This window comes from Microcoleus sp. PH2017_28_MFU_U_A, from assembly GCF_020738035.1.
In the GTDB taxonomy this organism is placed as follows: Bacteria; Cyanobacteriota; Cyanobacteriia; order Cyanobacteriales; family Microcoleaceae; genus Microcoleus.
In genome coordinates this window covers 12,124-28,784 of sequence record NZ_JAEQCX010000056.1, presented here as the reverse complement: position 1 = coordinate 28,784, position 16,661 = coordinate 12,124, and the positions used below count along the sequence as shown (strand labels likewise).

The window sequence follows — 16,661 nt, the reverse complement described above, 5'->3', positions numbered from 1 at the left end:
AGATTGTAGCTGTTTAGGCGATCGACCAAAGTTCGGGATACACTACCAAATACCCACCTTGCGACCACATCAGATTTATGAAACTCCGGCAACTAGCAGCATTCCTATTGGCGCTAACCATCTTCATCCTGCCGCGCGCAGCCCAAGCTCAATCTAAATATTACCCACCGCCGCTGTCCTTTAGCAACGCCGAACTGACAAGACGCGATTTTTCCGGTCAAATGCTGCGCGCCGCTGAGTTTTCTAACGCTAATATGGACTTAACTAATTTTTCTAATGCCGATTTGCGGGGAGCAATCATGAGCGCTTCGGTGATGACTGAGGCGAATTTGCACGGCGCAAATTTAACTAATGCCATGATCGATCAAATTAAATTTACTAAGGCTGATTTAAGCGATGCCATTTTAGTCGAAACAATTTTGTTGCGTTCTACTTTTGATGAAGCTGATATTACTGGTGCTGATTTTACTGATGCAATTATGGATGGCGCACAAGTTAAAGAATTGTGCAGCAAAGCCAGCGGAATTAATTCTCAAACTGGGATTTCAACTCGCGATTCCTTGGGATGTCGTTGATTTATTTTATAATCCCATTATTTCAATTTGTGGAACAGAAGGTACGTAGTTGGGCTTTAGCCCTCTTTAATATATACGCCTAAAGAGCGTACCTATTTTTATACAGAAGGTACGTTGTTGGGCTTTAGCCCTGTTTAATATATACGCCTAAAGAGGGCCCAAGCCCAACTACGTACCTATTTTTATGATAATAAAACCACTCTGGGGAAAGCTTGTTCCGGGCGGGCTAGAAGCCCTCCCCACAAGTAATAAACAGACAAAATTAATGTGATTGTGGAACAGGCAGGAAAGCCTGTTCCTGACAGCTCAAAACAGATTTATTAAGGCTTGGCTTTTTTCTGAGCAGCCTCATAATGTTCAGTCATCAACTGATTAACTTCTGGATTGTAAATCCGCAGATAATTCCAGTAATTCTCAAACACCGATTTCACATATCCTTTCGTTTCAGGAAACGGAATCTTTTCCGCAAAAGCATCCGGATCGCTAAAACTAAACCTCTTCAACCAATCTGCTACCGCATTCGGCCCTGCATTGTAACTCGCCACAGCTAACATCGAATTATTCTTGTACTCGTCGTGAGTATGATCCAAATACCAAGTTCCGAGTTTAATATTGTCGTCCACATTCTCCAGTGAATACTTTTTGAGGTTAATTTTTGCTGCTACCCAAGTAGCCGTTTCAGGCATTACCTGCATTAAACCAGTGGCGCCAACGGCTGATTTAATTCCGGGCATAAACCGCGATTCTTGCCGGATTAATGCTGTCACTAAAACAGGATTTATTTTCCGTTCTTCTGACCATTTGGTAATGTTTTCTAAGTACGGAAAAGGATAAAGGGCTTGCCAATAAGCTGGCTGCTGTCTGAGTGCTTGGTATTGGGTTCTATCATCGGGTTTGTCGCGCTGGCGCAAACTCCCCACCATCCACAAACCGTCTAAATTGTCTCCGACTCCAATTCGCATTAAACCGTCGGTAAACTGTTCGGCTATAGTTGGTTCGACGCGGTTGGTAAATTCTATTTGCCACAACGTCCAAGCATCTCTATCTTGACCTAATTGATACAGTTCTTTTAATGCAGGAGATCCGGCGGTTGGTTCGGGGCGCTGAGGCTGTTGCACTACCTTGGGAGATAAGTCTCGGACTGTGGTAAAGTCGCCTACTGGCCAGCCGAGAAATACTGCCGATCGCCATGCGAAATATGATTCTGGATAGCGTACAATGGTGTACTCAAATGCAGTCTTGGCATCCTGTTCGCGGCCGAGTTGCTTTGCCCATTTGCCGACCCAAAATGCTGCTTCTGGTGCTTGTTCGCTGTCGGGATTATGGGTGGTTAATTCCCTCGCCCACTGCCAAGCTGATTTTAAATCTCCGCCTTTGGCATACTGTTGGGCGATCGCCCAACGCAATTCGGCTGCTGTATCAGAATTGTTGTATTTTGTCAATAGCAACTTACGGGTTTGTGAGGCGGATTCACCGCTGCCTGCTTTGTCGAGAAGTTTGGATTTATCTAGCAAAGCTTCGGGGGCACGATCGGGGAATTTGCCGATCGCGCGATCGAGATACACGATCGCATCCTTGGGCTCGCTCAGCCGTGACAGCCGGATTAAACCCATACCAGTATCTTCGTCATTGGGGAAATCCCGCACTAATTCTTGATAGGCAATTCTCGATTCCGGGATTTTACCGTCTAGCCACAAACCGCGAGCTTTGCGGTAAACATTTTTGGCGGTGCGGGGAGCTTTTCCGTAAGCAATCGCTCCTTTGCCGTAATCCTGTTTTTCCCAATAGCCAAAGGCAATTTCTTCCCAATCTTCGGGTTTCAAAGTGGCGCTGTTTTGCTGCGCCAGTTGTTCTAATAATGTACCGTAATCTTTGACATAATGACCGTGCTTTGCTACTAGCAGCATTAACTCGGGCTGATTGGGATTTTCTTTTAACTTCTTCCGGGCTATTTCTACACTGCGCGGATGTGCGGGAAATTCCGTAATTGCTTGCTTCCAATATTCTGGTTTTGACTTGCCTAAAACATACAAAGCTTCGGCAGATACTGGGTCGCTAGGATAGTTTTTCAGCAAGTCTTCCCAAGCTTTTTGTGCTTTGCCTTTGTCGCCGCTCAATTGGTAAGCTTGCGCGCGTTTGAGGGCAATTTGAGCAGCTAAAAGTGGATATTCTTGCTCTAAATTTTCCAGTAACTTTAGTGCTTTGGTGGCATTTCCTTGCTGGATTAAATCGCTAGCAAGTAAATAGCGGGCGCGGCTTTGAGGGGAGATTTCCTGCTGTGGGTTCGTACTTGCAGACTGACTGGCGGCGAGTTCAACCAATTTTGCCGATCGCTCATTGGGTGACAGCGATACCAACATTTTGACTTCAGAGGCGGAATTCGCTGCATCCCGAGGCCGCTGAGCCTTCTGGAAGGGGCCGACACCCATCCATTTCGCCGCACCAACCACAGAGGCGATCGCCATTATGCAAACTGAAACGCCAATTAAAACAGAAACTCGGGTTTTTCGTCGCTTTAGCATGGGAAAATTTAAGAAAATAACAATAGAAAATCGATCGCCAGCGGACTTGGCTGATATCGTACCAGAATTTATTTAGATGTGTAGCGGAGAATTTAGGCGATAGATTTATTTACTCGATCGAATAAAAAACGACAAACCAGCAAGGACAAAGTACAATCAAAAATCTAAAATCTAAACTGTAAATCAAAACATGGAATTTCTAGTCACCGATACGCTCCCCTCTGCTTGGACGGGAGATGCCCTGGCAATTGGTCTATTTGAGGACGCTCTCTCGATCGCCGGCGACTTGGCGCAATTAGATGAAAAGCTTGCAGGCACGTTGAAAGAGCTGCTAATGGAAGTAGATTTTAAGGGCAAAGCGGGCCAGAGTGCGATCGCCCGTGTCGGCGGCAATAGTCCGATTCGCAAAATTGCGATCGTCGGTTTGGGGAAAGCCGCAGACTTAAAATTAGAAACCGTGCGGCAAGCTGCGGGCGCGTGCGCCAAGTTAGCCAAAAAGGAGAAATGCAAAACCCTCGGAATTAGCCTTCCGGTGTGGCAAAGTGCGCCGGATGTTACAGCAAGTGCGATCGCCGAAGGTGTCGAACTCTCCCTGAATCAAGACAACCGCTTCAAATCGGAACCCGACGATAAAAGCCCGCAAGTTGAACAAATTCATTTGCTCGGTTTTGCCGGTACCGAAAGTGCGATCGCCCGCGCCCGCCAAATCACTGCCGGAGTTATTTTAGCACGGGAATTAGTCGCAGCACCTGCCAATTATGTCACCCCGATTACCATGGCCGAAACCGCTCAAAGTCTAGCAGCAGAATGCGGTTTAGAATTAGAAATATTAGAGCAAGAAGATTGCGAAAAACTAGGCATGGGAGCCTTTCTCGGCGTTGCCAAAGCATCCGACTTGCCGCCGAAATTCATCCACCTGACTTACAAACCCGCAGGCACACCCCGCCGCAAAATTGCGATCGTCGGCAAAGGATTAACCTTTGATTCCGGCGGTTTGAACATCAAAGGTGTCGGCAGCGGTATTGAAATGATGAAAATAGATATGGGCGGTGCCGCTGCTACCTTGGGAGCCGCAAAGGCGATCGGACACATCAAACCAGATGTCGAAGTTCACTTTATCAGTGCCGTCACCGAAAACATGATCAGCGGCCACGCCATGCGCCCTGGAGACATCCTTACAGCTTCCAACGGCAAAACAATTGAAGTCAACAATACCGACGCCGAAGGTCGTTTAACCCTCGCTGATGCTTTGGTATTTGCTGATAAGTTGGGAGTTGACGTAATTGTCGATTTAGCCACTCTCACTGGCGCCTGCGTCATTGCTTTGGGCGAAGATATCGCCGGTTTGTGGAGTCCTCAAGATAGTGTCGCAGCCGAAATAGTCGCGGCTTCTGAATTGGCAGGTGAAAAGTTTTGGCGAATGCCGATGGAAGAGAAGTATTTTGATGGCTTGAAGGCTTTGCACGCTGACATGAAAAATACAGGGCCTCGTTACGGCGGTTCGATTACGGCGGCGCTATTTTTGAAGCAGTTTGTTAAGGACACTCCTTGGGCACATTTAGATATTGCTGGCCCAGTTTGGAGCGACAAGGAAAACGGTTATAACGGCGCTGGAGCAACTGGTTTTGGAGTTCGGACTCTGGTGCATTTGGTGCTTGGTGGTGCTTAATTAACTGTGGATTGGCTAGCGCAAAAATAGAGATTTTTGCTGCTGGCAATCTGGGTCATAGCAATCCTAAATCATTTGTGAATTTGTAACTCCCTCCCCGCAATTTCGGGGAGGAAGTCAGGGCCGTTTGGTTGTCGTCTTAGGTACGTAGTTGCGCTTCAGCGCTCTTCATAATCTCAGCAAAAAGCGCTATTATTTATTATCATCTTAGGTACGTAGTTGCGCTTCAGCGCTCTTAACAATCCCAGCAAAAAGCGCTATTATTTATTATCATCCTAGGTACGTAGTTCTTCAGCGCTCTTAACAATCCCAGCAAAAAGTGCTATTATTTATTATCATCCTAGGTACGTAGTTGCGCTTCAGCGCTCTTAACAATCCCAGCAAAAAGCGCTATTATTGATTATCATCCTAGGTACGTAGTTGCGCTTCAGCGCTCTTCATGATCTAAACAAAAAGCGCTAAGTTCGCAACTACGTATTTGCGTTCATCTCATTTAGGCAAGGGCGAAGCATTTCGGTACATAATTTATAGCCTTTCTCAAAAAGATGAGGTATAACTGACAGCTCATATAACTACTAAACTCACAGGGCTAAAGCCCAACAACATACCTTATCTTTCTGAAAACCGCTATATCGAAAATTATTCTAGAAGCACCAGGGATCGGAAACACTGCGCGCGATTATTTTTACTCCCAGAAACTTCAGTCAGCTTACAGGAACTACCAATTGCCTTTTTCCCCATTACCACCCTTTGATATCGTTTCCGGTTGCATCGGTATTGTTTAAACCGTCAACTGTCAACTATCACAGGGCAACTGTCAACTGTCAACTGTCAGCCGAAGCTATACAGTTTTGACATTCCATGCAAAAATAGCTGTTTCATAAAAAATGAAAAAAGTATATAATTATGTAAACATTTTTCAGCCACCGAAATCAAATAATTATATTTGATGGATTTGGATTGCTGCAAATAACTTTTTTCTTGAAATTTATGCAAGAATTATTAACATTTTTTTATGCAACACTGCCTGCATCTTCCGCACTTGGCTGCGACGGGCTGGCCCAGTTGCGACTGTACGCTGTTTTTGACTCGCTGACGGCACTCGCTTATTGCTCTCTGGCGCTATCTTTGGTTTATTTTACCCGCCAAAGTTCTCACAGCAAGATTGGAGGGCTATTTGCTGTCGGTTTTTTGGGCTGCGGCGCTGCTCAATTAACGCAAGTTTGGACGCTTTGGCATTCCATTGATTGGCTGTCGGTAGATCTCAAAGCTGCAAGTGGTGTGATTTCTTTGCTCTTAGCCGGATTTGCGATCGCCCTGATGCCGAAAGCATTTACCGAATCTGACTTAAATCTCACAGAAGATATTCCACAACAGCCGTTAAAACAGCTAGCAGAAAATCAGCAGCAAGATGATACACAGACAGCAGAATTGGCAAAACCACCGACAGACGATATTGTCGATCGCACTTTAACTCTCAGTTCGTTAAGCGAACTGTTACAAAAAGAAATTGCCGATCGCCACCGGATTGAGGAAAAGTTGCAATTGGCTCAATTTGCGCTCGACCGATCGGCAGATGCGGTATTCTGGATGGGAGCGGACGGTAAATTTTTGTACGTCAACGACGCCGCTTGCTGTTCATTGGGATATTCTGCCACAGAATTGCTCGATCTAACTGTGCACGACATCAATCCCGATTTTCCCGAAACTGCTTGGAATTTGCACTGGAAAGTCTTAAAAAGGTGCGGTTCCGTTAATATTGAAGTTCACCACAGCACTAAATACGGTCGCATTTTTCCAGTAGAAATTACGATCGACCATTGGCAATTTAACGGTAAAGAATATCAGTGCGCCTTTGCTCGCGACATTAGCGATCGCAAGCGGATTGAGGCAGCTTTGCGGGAAAGGGAACAAGAATTTAGATCGTTAGTTTCCAATATTCCCGGCGCAGTTTACCGTTGCAGTGCTGCGGGGCGATCGAGCTTAACTTTTATCAGCAGCGGCATAGAAGCTATTTCCGGCTATCGGGCAGATAACTTTATGCAAAAACCCGTGCAAGCTTTTTCTAGTATAGTTCATGGCGATGACGTGGGGCAGATCGATAAAATTGTCGATCGGGCGATTAAGACAAGACAACCTTACGCGATCGAATATCGCCTGATTCACAGCAACGGAAACGTGCGGTGGGTTGCAGAAAAAGGTCAAGCTATTTTCAACCCAGACGGTCAAATTTCATCCCTCAACGGCGCCATTTTTGACGTGACAGAGCGCAAAGCAGCGGAGGATGCTTTGCGACTCTCCGAGGCGATCGCCAACAACAGAGCCCAGCAGCTAGAAATAGCTCTCAAAGAACTCCGAGAAACTCAAGCTCACCTAATTCATACCGAAAAAATGTCAAGTCTCGGTCAAATGGTAGCAGGAGTCGCCCACGAAATCAACAATCCCGTGAGTTTTATCTACGGCAATATTTCCTACGCCAGCCAATATATGAGAGACTTATTGCAGCTTGTGGAACTGTACCAAACACACTATCCTCAACCACAAGTAGAAGTTCAAGAATATATTGAAAACATAGATTTAGAATTCCTGAAAGAAGACTTATTAAAAATATTCTCTTCGATGAAAATGGGAGCAGATCGCATTCGCGAAATAGTTCTGAGTTTGCGAAACTTCTCGCGTTTAGACGACTCGGTAAAGCAGCCTGCCAATCTTCATGAAGGCATAGACAACACACTGCTAATTTTGCACAACAAACTGCGAGCTAGATCCGAATATCCCGAAATTAAAGTCATCAAAGATTACGGGAAAGTACCCTTAATTGAATGTTATCCAGGTCAGCTAAATCAGGTATTTATGAATCTGCTTAGCAACAGTATTGACGCCTTGGAAGATGCTTGGAAGCAAAAAAAGCGTTCCTCTCCTAGGGCTTCGCTAACGGGTAGTGGCAACTGGAAACCAACTATTAGCATTCACACAGAAGCCCTTAACGAAAATATTATTTGCATCCGGATTGCCGATAATGCGATCGGCATGACAGAAGACGTGCGCCACCAATTATTTGATCCGTTTTTCACCACAAAACCGATGGGGAAAGGCACCGGTTTGGGCTTAGCCATCAGTTACCGAATTGTGGTGGAAAAACACGGCGGAACCTTGATCTGCCATTCGGTTTTGGGCGAAGGGACGGAATTTGCGATCGAGCTTCCATTATAAACTAGCTATAGATAATTTTACTTGCAAGTTGGCAACTCGATCGCCAACTCCGCCCCCTCTCCGGGTGTCGAAAAACACCGCAACTTCCCCCGATGATTTTCCGTGACAATTTGATAGCTAGTTGCTAGCCCCATCCCCGTACCTTTACCCACCGGTTTAGTCGTAAAAAAGGGATTAAATATTTTTTCTTGAACTTCGGGAGTTATCCCGCAACCGTTATCATGAATCGAGATCGACACGCGATTGTCAGCAGCGAACGAAGTGGCGATCGCGATCCGACCAATATAATTTAATTTGGCGCTGGGTTCTAGGCTTTCTCGCCTTTGTTCGATCGCATCGATCGCATTCACCAGCAAATTCATAAATACCTGATTTAACAAACCGCCATAACATTCAACCAGAGGTACTTCACCATAATATTTGGCGACATGAATTTCTGGTTTTCCCGCCCTACCGTTCAAGCGATTTTGTAAAATCACTAAGGTACTTTCGAGATTCTCGTGAATATCTGTGCTTTTTAAATCCGCTTCGTCCAACCGCGAAAAAGTCCGCAGCGACTTAACAATATCGCTGATGCGCGCGGCTCCAGTTTTCATCGATTTCAACAGCTTATAAAAATCATTTTCTAGATACTCAAGCTCGATATCTTCGATAAAATCGGCAATCGCCTGGGGCGGAATCGGATAATGCTCTCGGTAAAGATGAATTAGTTGAATTAACTCGCTCGCACAATCGGTAGCAGGTTGAATATTGCCATAAATAAAACTGACTGGATTGTTAATTTCATGGGCAATTCCGGCGACTAATTGACCCAAACTAGACATTTTTTCCGCTTGAATTAACTGAGTTTGGGTATCCTGCAACTTTTTCAGGGTTGCTTCTAATTCTTCAGTTTGCAGCCGCAGTTGAATTTCTGATTGACGCACTGCTGCTTCCGCCTGCATCCGTTCCATTTCCGCAGCCGCACGGGTGGCAAATATTCTCAAGATAGCTGACTGCATTTCTAGATATTTCACCATCGGCTCAGTATCCATCACTACGAGCAATCCCCAACAATTTCCAGCGGCATCTACAATCGGTACACCCGCATAACTTTGGGCTTGGAGACTTGCTAAATTATCATCTTTGGGGAACCAGCAGTGCAAGAGATTGGGATACCGACATATCTCGGTACACCGCTCGACATTTTGACAGGGTGTCTCGGATAGATGGTAAGTAAAATTATCCCCAAATTCATCTCCCGCCCAAAATGCTAGAGTTGTGGCGATCGTTTTTTCAGAGTCACCAAATTCAGCAATCAAAGCATAGCGAACTTCTAGTGCCTTGGCGAGATATTGAACGCAGCTTTTGAAGAATGCTGCGCCGGTTTTTGCCGCCGTACCTTCGACTACTAAGCGGAGAGCTTGCTGTTGGCGTTTGCGATCGGTGATATCTCTGGCGACAAACACCACTTGCTCTTGAGACATGGGAGAAATCCTGGCATCAAACCAGACTGAGCGATCGCCAATTGGTAATGAGTATTCCAACTGCGTCACGCATTGATTGGCGATCGCTTCTTGAATCGACTCTAGGAAAAAATCTGCTGATTCTTTGGGTAAAACTTCGTGAAGAGTTTTACCTAAAATTTGAGCGGTAGGTTTGTACAACAAGGGAGCCGAGCTGGGAGATATTTTGAGATAGCGTCCCTCTGCATCGAGCACCATAATCACATCCTGCATGGCGTTAAATAGTGCGATTAATTCTGCTTGAGAGGCAGCTAACTCTAATTCTGCGGTTTTGCGATCGCTGATATCGCAATGAGTGCCGATAAACCGCATCGGTTCAGATTCTTCGTCCCATTCCACCACCTGACCCCGGTCTAAAATCCACTTGTAAGAACCGTCTTTGCAGCGCAGGCGGTGTTCGTTGCGACAGGTAGAAGTTTCGCCGCGAAAATGTTTGGCAAAATCTATATAGCATTGAGCTTTATCCTCTGGATGTACCCGACCGTCCCACTCTGCTAAATCATTCACAATTTCGTGTTCTGCATAGCCCAGCATCGCTTTCCACTGCCTGGAAAAGATGACTTCATTGGTTTTGAGGTTCCAATCCCAAGTGCCATCTCCCGCTCCTTCTATAGCCAACTGCCAGCGGCTGTTACTTTCTTCTAAAGCGATTTGTGCTTGTTTTTGAGGGTGGATGTAACGCGCTATTCCCAAACAGGCAACGAATTCTCCAGCGTCATTTACGATCGCGGATACATTGGCAGAGTGCCAGTAATAGTTGCCATCTCGATGCAAAACTCGGTACTCAGATCCCCGCAGTTTCTCACCTTGCAAAGAGCGATCGAGAGTATTTTTACAAATTGGTAAATCTTCTGGATAAACCCAATTAGCAAAACTCTCATGTAACATTTCTGCTGCTTCATATCCCATGATTTCTTTTAATTGGGGACTGACATAGCTGAAGGTGCTATCGGGATTGACGATATAAACCATATCGTTGAGATTTTCCACGATCGTGCGGAATCTGTTTTCACTGGTTTTGATGGCAATTTCTGCGGCTTTGCTCTCGGTATTGTCCCGAACATAGCCATGCCAAATAGTGCTGCCATCGGGTTGTCGCTGCGGTGTAGAATCGCCGCGCAACCACCGCAACCGCCCGTCGGGAAAACACAGCCGGTATTCGCAACACCAAGGTATCTGATGTTGGGCAGAATCGAGAATCGATTGATAAACGCGATCGAAATCTTCAGGATGGAGGTGATTGAAAATACAAGTCGCATCTTGTTGCACTTGTTCTCGGGTAACGCCGTAAATCTCTTCCAGTCTGCCGCTGGCATAGGGAAAATGGAAACCACCATCAATATCCATGCGAAACTGATAAATAACGCCCGGGATGTGGCGGGCAATTTGCTCTAAAATACCAGTATCTGTGGGACTGATGGGACTCTCCGGTGCGATACCTGCTTCCCGAAGTTGAGCTTGGGTTTGGGCGAGTTGGCGGGTAAGTTCTTCGACTTGTGTTTCGGCTTGTTTGCGCCCTGTAACATCTCGCATGACTAACAAGTAGCGGTGAGGCCAAAAGTTGAGCGTTATTGCATATTCGACGGTGCGAATCTCTGCATCAGCCCGCACTAACTCAAATTCACCCTGCACTTTTTCCGGTTTCTGGCATTCTTCCCACACCTGTTGAAAATTCCAGCTTGGTTTTGCAAACTCCCAGATCCAGCGCCCGAGGAGTTGTTCTCTTTTTAGTCCAAGCAATTCGCAGGCGGCGGGGTTGACATTGAGGTATCGCCCTTTGTTATCGGCGATCGCGATCGCATCTAGAGCAGTTTCCCAAATAGTCCGCAATTTCCTCTCTCTGAAACAAATCAAAGTGCGATCGTCTGCTGCTGATGGGGGATTGATTTCTCGATCGCCGTCTAAAAATTCAGACATAAATTATTGAATTAGGTGTAAAATAATACATAGTATTTGCGTAATATCGCCAACCAACTTACGAGTTACTCTATTTCTACTAATTCTCAAAACTCACAGAACAATAAGGTTCCTCGTACCGGAACACCCTTAAATCCTGAAAAAAAGTGACAATCTCGCCTCGACGCACCTGAGACAATAGTTAGGCAAACACAGCCAAAACTTGTAACTGTTGCCAGACAAAAAGAGCATAGAAATCATTTTCTATACTAATTATACAGAAATTTTCAGCATTCTTATAAGTAGATTCACTTAAATTCGCGGGCGAAAACAAAAAGTTTTATGTTTTTTTGATTAATAAATCAGAACCCTGACGCTCAGAAATCGATATTTGTCAACAGCAAAGACACGCAAATATCCGCAGATCGGATTAATTTTAAATCTGGGGAGATTTGGGTGTCTTTACTTGGATTTGCGGTGTTATGCTGCTTTATTCGCCGTAATGGCCACCAGCAACCTTACCCCGAAATACTACGTAGTTGTAGATGTTGTAGAAAATCATGATCGGGATCAGAAAGCCGATGAACACAATCATAAATACCAGGGCGCTGGGTGCCGCCGCCGCTTGGTAAATCGTGAGTTGTGTCGGAATAATGTAGGGAAAAACAATCAATCCCAAACCGATGAAACTGAGCAAGAAAATCATAATCGTCCAGACAAACGGCGTGCGTTCTTGTTTTTGTTCCAGGCTTCTGAGCAAGAGTCCAACCAGCAGCAATCCCAGCACGGGAATCGCCGCAAAAACATAAACTAGCGGTTTATCGAACAATCTTGCTCTGGTACTTTCATAAAAAACCGGAGTGGCGATGGTAATCAAAATTGCTCCGATTAACGTTGTCACCGCCGCAATTTTAGCGGTGCGGTAGTGATTTGTTTGCAATTCCCCATCGGTTTTCATAATCAGATAGGTGGAACCGATCAACACGTAGCCTTGAACCAGTGTCAAAGCCACCAAGATCGATCGCCAATCCAGCCAATCCCAAGTAGTCCCCACAAAGTGACCCGCTTCATCCACCGCAATGCCTTCAAGCACCGCGCCGAGGGCAAATCCTTGAGCTAAAGCTGCCAAAAAACTGCCCGCACCGAAAGCATAATTCCAAAACAACTTGCGGTTAGAATGCTCGCGAAATTCAAAGGCTACAGCCCGAAATATTAAACCGAAAAGCATCATGCAAATCGGTATGTACAAGGCAGTTAAAATTGTGCCGTAAGCCAAAGGAAATGCACCAAATAAAGCGCCTCCCATTAAAACCAGCCATGTTTCGTTAGCATCCCAAACATTGCCCAGACTGGTCATTAAAATGCCTCGGCGCTCGTCATCAGAAGCAGTCAAAGATAATATTCCCACCCCTAAGTCAAAGCCGTCTAGCATGACATAGAGCAAAAGAAATAAACCCAAAATGATGAACCAGACTTGCGGGAGAAAATGCTCCAAAGCTTGCATAAAATCTCCTATTGTTGTGCTTCTACAGGGCGTTGATCGGGAATGTGTTCTGCGAGTTCAGTTTCGATCGCAGGTTGATTGCCTAAACCAGGTACTGACAGATTTAAATTAGGGCCTTTGCGGATAATGCGGCTGCCAAAATACAAGGCGCAAACAAACAAAAAGCTGTAAATAATCGCAAAGAAACTCAGAGAAGTTAAAACATTGCTAGCGGGGATATTTGATACGCCGTCAGCCGTGCGAATTTGCCCGTATAAAACCCAGGGCTGTCTGCCTACACAGCGCACAATCCAACCCGATTCTACAGCGATATATCCCAGGGGTGCTGCTAAGATCCAAGCGCGCATCAACCAAGGTTGACTGCTAATATTTTCAGCAGAAAGTTTGCCTCGCATCCACTGAATTGTGCTGAACAGCATCAATCCTACAAAGAAGAATCCAATCCCGGACATGATGCGGAAACAATAGTAGATTAAACCTACCATCCGGGGTCGATCTTCTGGTTTCCACTCTTTTAAACCGAGGACTGGTTCGGAAAGTTTTTGTTTGAATTCTAGAACGTATCCTAAGCCATTGGGAATTTTAATTTCCCAGTCATTTTTTTGGGCTTTTTCATTAGGCAAAGCTAGCAAAGTCCAATCGGCTGATTCTCCGGCTGCTGAGGTTTCCCATTTAGCTTCGATCGCTGCTAATTTTGTCGGCTGATAGTGATAGACTTGTTCGGCGCTCAAATGTCCGATGAATATCTGCAAAGGTGCAACTGCGATCGCCGTCGCTATGGCAATCTTTAAAGATTTGGAAAAGAAGGCTTCGTTGCGCTTATTTAGAATGTACCAAGCGCTAATTCCACCAATTACAAACAGGGAAGTTTCTAACGTCGCAAAAAACATATGTAGAATGCTGTTTAATGCGAAGGGGTTCATAATTGCTTGAAAGTAATCGGTGACAACAAACTTGCCATTGACCATTTCTCCGCCTGCTGGAGTTTGCAGCCAAGAGTTAGCGACTAAAATCCATACAGTGGATAGGTTTGCGCCGAAGGCTACCATGATGGTAGCGAAATAATGGACGATCGGGTGAACGCGCCCCCAACCGAATAGCATAATTCCTAAAAAGCCAGCTTCTAGCATAAATGCCATTGAAGCTTCAAACCCTAAAATGCTGCCAAAAAAGTCACCCACGGCTTCGGAAAATGGTGCCCAATTCGTCCCAAATTGAAACTCCATGGGAATGCCGGAAGCTACACCAATACCGAAGTTGAGAACGTATAGTTTCGACCAAAAACGAGCGTGGTGGTAATAGTCAGGATTGCGAGTTTTCAGCCACATTCCCTCAACAATTACCAGATAAATTCCCATTCCCGTTGTCAAAACTGGCCACAGCATATGGAATATGGCGGTTAGCGCAAATTGCATCCGCGATAGCGCCACGGTATTAGATAAGATATCCATGTTTGTGTCCTTTGGTCAGTTCAACAGAGATTAGTTTGCACAATTTTTAGAATTGACATTAACTACAATGTAATGTAAAAATTCGTGACATTTTGTATGGTTGGCAATTTTTAAGGTTTTATACAGATTTGATTTGTGTTTTTTAATACGTTTATCGGTTGTTTTTATTGGAAAATAGGTACATTTGAATTTATGGTTGGGTGGGCGGGTTTACCAGATTATTGGTTTTGGGCGATTATTTCGGTGAACCAGCCCTTACAAGATTGATATTTGTTGATGCGGGGATACGATTTTAGTACATTTGAATTTATGGTTGGGTGGGGGCGGGTTTTTGAGATTGTTTGTTTTGGGCGGTTATTTCGGTGAACCCGCCCCTACAATATTGATGTTTTTTAGGGGATAGGATATTAGCGAACGGTGACTGTATGACTGAGTTGGGTGGGCGGGTTTTTGAGATTGTTTGTTTTGGGCGGTTATTTCGGTGAACCCGCCCCTACAATATTGATGTTTGTTGAGGGGAATATTATATTATCTAACTGTGACTGTATAACTGAGTTGAAAGGGTTTAAATTTAGCTGCGGCTTTGGGTTTTCCGCTGAGTTTTAACTCGTAGATTCCTGCCTTGGGAAATACAATTTCTGCTCCGGGAATGCCTTGGTAGCGCTCGGCAGATACGGCTTTTAAAGGCGGTTCAATCAGCGGTTTATCCCCCTGTTTGTGATTTTTTGGATAAACCGCTAGCTGGCAGTTGCACTGCTCTAAGGGGATAATTTGACCGCCCCTGCGAGTCAGTGCAAACCACACTTTTGCAGTTTCTCCGGCGCGGGGATTGTGGTTTGGTTCGAGGTGAAAGGTAGCGGCGACATCTCCCGAGATTTCGACTTCGTGGGCGATCGCAGTTGTGTTTAGCTGCGGTATGGGAAATATTCCGGCTTGTACTAGCAATCCCAAGAAGACTAACAATCCTAAACTTTTACTTTTCTTTGACAGGTGCAACATAGAAATTATCCAGTGATAAAATTGACCAAAATAAGCGCGATCGCACTAACAAAACTAACACCGCAACCGCGGCTAAGACGGCTGTCACCAGTCGATCGTACAACTTCCATTCAAAACCGCCGAGATAGTGGGAGCCGATGAGGGCTGCGTGAAGGGCGCACAGCAAAAAAGCGGGTACTGTTAGCAAATGAATTTGCCGCCACCGCTTCCCTAAATAATTTTGAAGCCGATCGCAACTTGTCACCGCTGCGGGTATCATCAACAGCAGTCCCAGCATTCCCAATGCCATCCCTAATTGATGCTGCGGCAGCATAAAAGATACAGCGTCAAAATTCCATTGCAGCGTATGATCTAGCATATGAAACGTGTGGGCAAGGGCGATCGCAAACCCTCCGACACCCAAAGCCCGACGGTAGCGCAACAGTGGCGGCAAAAACTTGCTGAGCGGACGCGCAATCAGTGCTAGCATCAAGCATATTAGGGCTGCGTGGCCTGTCAGATCGACCATTTCATCGGTTCGCAACAGAGTAATGATGCCGATCGCCAGTGTCACCCAACCACCTGCGCGAAACAGTTTACTGCGTTTGTGGGCGCTGAATCTGCCAACAAAAAATCCCACTCCCAGCATAGTTGGCAAGGTACCCGCTCCAAAAGCAAACATCGTTGCCGCACCCAAAATTGGGTTTCCGGTTTCCGCTGCTTTGATTTGCGCTGCATACAGGAAACCGCAGGGAATTAAACCCCAAAGCAAACCCAAAGCCAATGGTATCCACCAGTTGTTTTGAGTTGAAATCTTGGTCATTGCACTGCTGATGCGATCGTGCTTCACTGGATGCAGCAATGGCAAACGCGGCAGCAAATCTGGTTTAATTTGTACCAATCCAAACCAAATTAGCATTGTACCGGTGATAATGGCGATCGCCCGCCGCCACCCGCTACCGATACCTGCCATTTGCCCGCCTGCAATCAATACCGAACCCACTCCGCCAATTGCAGCGCCAACTAAAGCATAAGCCACAATTCTTCCCACATTTAATAGCAGGTGAAAGCGGAAGGAAGCTAATTTATCTTTGTCGGTACTTGACAGGGAAAAAGCCACTGTCAGCGGGCCGCACATTCCGGCGCAGTGTCCGAAACTGCCGAGAAATCCTAAAGTTGCAATTAGCAGGATGTCTAGCATTTTGAGTCAGGGGATTTTAGATTTTACATTTTAGATTGGTTTTTACTGCTTATGTCATGTCTGGTCAATTACCCGCGATCTGGTTTGTAGTGAGGACTTTAGTCCTTGATTCCTAAGGACTAAAGTCCTCACTACAAACCCTTTTGA

The 16,661-nt window shown here is 45.6% G+C and carries 9 protein-coding genes; 3 read left to right on the top strand and 6 right to left on the bottom strand.

Annotation, left to right across the window (positions count from 1 at the left end; all coding sequences use genetic code 11):
• Positions 1-77 precede the first annotated feature (77 nt).
• A complete protein-coding gene (locus JGK14_RS13935; protein WP_293229982.1) occupies positions 78-575 on the top strand; it encodes a pentapeptide repeat-containing protein in 498 nt (165 codons plus the stop codon).
• A gap of 320 nt (positions 576-895) precedes the next feature.
• On the opposite strand, the gene JGK14_RS13930 is transcribed toward JGK14_RS13935, so the two are convergent.
• Entirely contained in the window at positions 896-3,097 is a 2,202-nt protein-coding gene (locus JGK14_RS13930) for a lytic transglycosylase domain-containing protein (RefSeq protein WP_325315193.1), read from the bottom strand.
• 190 nt (positions 3,098-3,287) lie between these two features.
• On the opposite strand from JGK14_RS13930, the gene JGK14_RS13925 reads away from it, so the two are divergent.
• On the top strand, positions 3,288-4,766 hold the full coding sequence (locus tag JGK14_RS13925; RefSeq protein WP_293316870.1) for a leucyl aminopeptidase: 1,479 nt from the start codon (positions 3,288-3,290) through the stop codon (positions 4,764-4,766).
• A gap of 990 nt (positions 4,767-5,756) precedes the next feature.
• Positions 5,757-7,979 (top strand): PAS domain-containing sensor histidine kinase, encoded by a 2,223-nt coding sequence (locus tag JGK14_RS13920; RefSeq protein WP_325315192.1) that lies wholly within the window; start codon positions 5,757-5,759, stop codon positions 7,977-7,979.
• A gap of 17 nt (positions 7,980-7,996) precedes the next feature.
• On the opposite strand, the gene JGK14_RS13915 is transcribed toward JGK14_RS13920, so the two are convergent.
• From JGK14_RS13915 to JGK14_RS13895, 5 genes are all read right to left on the bottom strand, one after another.
• A complete protein-coding gene (locus tag JGK14_RS13915) occupies positions 7,997-11,401 on the bottom strand; it encodes a PAS domain S-box protein (RefSeq protein ID WP_325315191.1) in 3,405 nt (1,134 codons plus the stop codon).
• A gap of 469 nt (positions 11,402-11,870) precedes the next feature.
• The gene (cydB, locus tag JGK14_RS13910) at positions 11,871-12,884 is read right to left on the bottom strand and encodes a cytochrome d ubiquinol oxidase subunit II (RefSeq protein WP_293181501.1); all 1,014 of its coding nucleotides are present in this window, start codon (positions 12,882-12,884) and stop codon (positions 11,871-11,873) included.
• An 8-nt stretch (positions 12,885-12,892) separates the two neighbouring features.
• Positions 12,893-14,335, bottom strand: a complete 1,443-nt coding sequence (locus tag JGK14_RS13905; protein WP_293181498.1) for a cytochrome ubiquinol oxidase subunit I — start codon at positions 14,333-14,335, stop codon at positions 12,893-12,895.
• Positions 14,336-14,863: 528 nt separating this feature from the next.
• A complete protein-coding gene (locus JGK14_RS13900) occupies positions 14,864-15,334 on the bottom strand; it encodes a hypothetical protein (protein ID WP_293205188.1) in 471 nt (156 codons plus the stop codon).
• Positions 15,309-16,514 carry an urease accessory protein UreH domain-containing protein gene (locus tag JGK14_RS13895; protein WP_293223950.1) on the bottom strand — a complete coding sequence of 402 codons (1,206 nt, stop codon included), beginning with the start codon at positions 16,512-16,514 and terminating at the stop codon, positions 15,309-15,311. Before JGK14_RS13895 ends, JGK14_RS13900 begins: the two co-directional genes overlap by 26 nt.
• Positions 16,515-16,661 lie beyond the last annotated feature (147 nt).

What these genes read in the sequence shown, in the direction of transcription:
- JGK14_RS13935 (WP_293229982.1), top strand. Translation starts at nt 78, where the DNA reads ATGAAACTCCGGCAACTAGCAGCATTCCTATTGGCGCTAACCATCTTC.
- JGK14_RS13930 (WP_325315193.1), bottom strand. Translation starts at nt 3,097, where the DNA reads ATGCTAAAGCGACGAAAAACCCGAGTTTCTGTTTTAATTGGCGTTTCA.
- JGK14_RS13925 (WP_293316870.1), top strand. Translation starts at nt 3,288, where the DNA reads ATGGAATTTCTAGTCACCGATACGCTCCCCTCTGCTTGGACGGGAGAT.
- JGK14_RS13920 (WP_325315192.1), top strand. Translation starts at nt 5,757, where the DNA reads ATGCAAGAATTATTAACATTTTTTTATGCAACACTGCCTGCATCTTCC.
- JGK14_RS13915 (WP_325315191.1), bottom strand. Translation starts at nt 11,401, where the DNA reads ATGTCTGAATTTTTAGACGGCGATCGAGAAATCAATCCCCCATCAGCA.
- cydB (WP_293181501.1), bottom strand. Translation starts at nt 12,884, where the DNA reads ATGCAAGCTTTGGAGCATTTTCTCCCGCAAGTCTGGTTCATCATTTTG.
- JGK14_RS13905 (WP_293181498.1), bottom strand. Translation starts at nt 14,335, where the DNA reads ATGGATATCTTATCTAATACCGTGGCGCTATCGCGGATGCAATTTGCG.
- JGK14_RS13900 (WP_293205188.1), bottom strand. Translation starts at nt 15,334, where the DNA reads ATGTTGCACCTGTCAAAGAAAAGTAAAAGTTTAGGATTGTTAGTCTTC.
- JGK14_RS13895 (WP_293223950.1), bottom strand. Translation starts at nt 16,514, where the DNA reads ATGCTAGACATCCTGCTAATTGCAACTTTAGGATTTCTCGGCAGTTTC.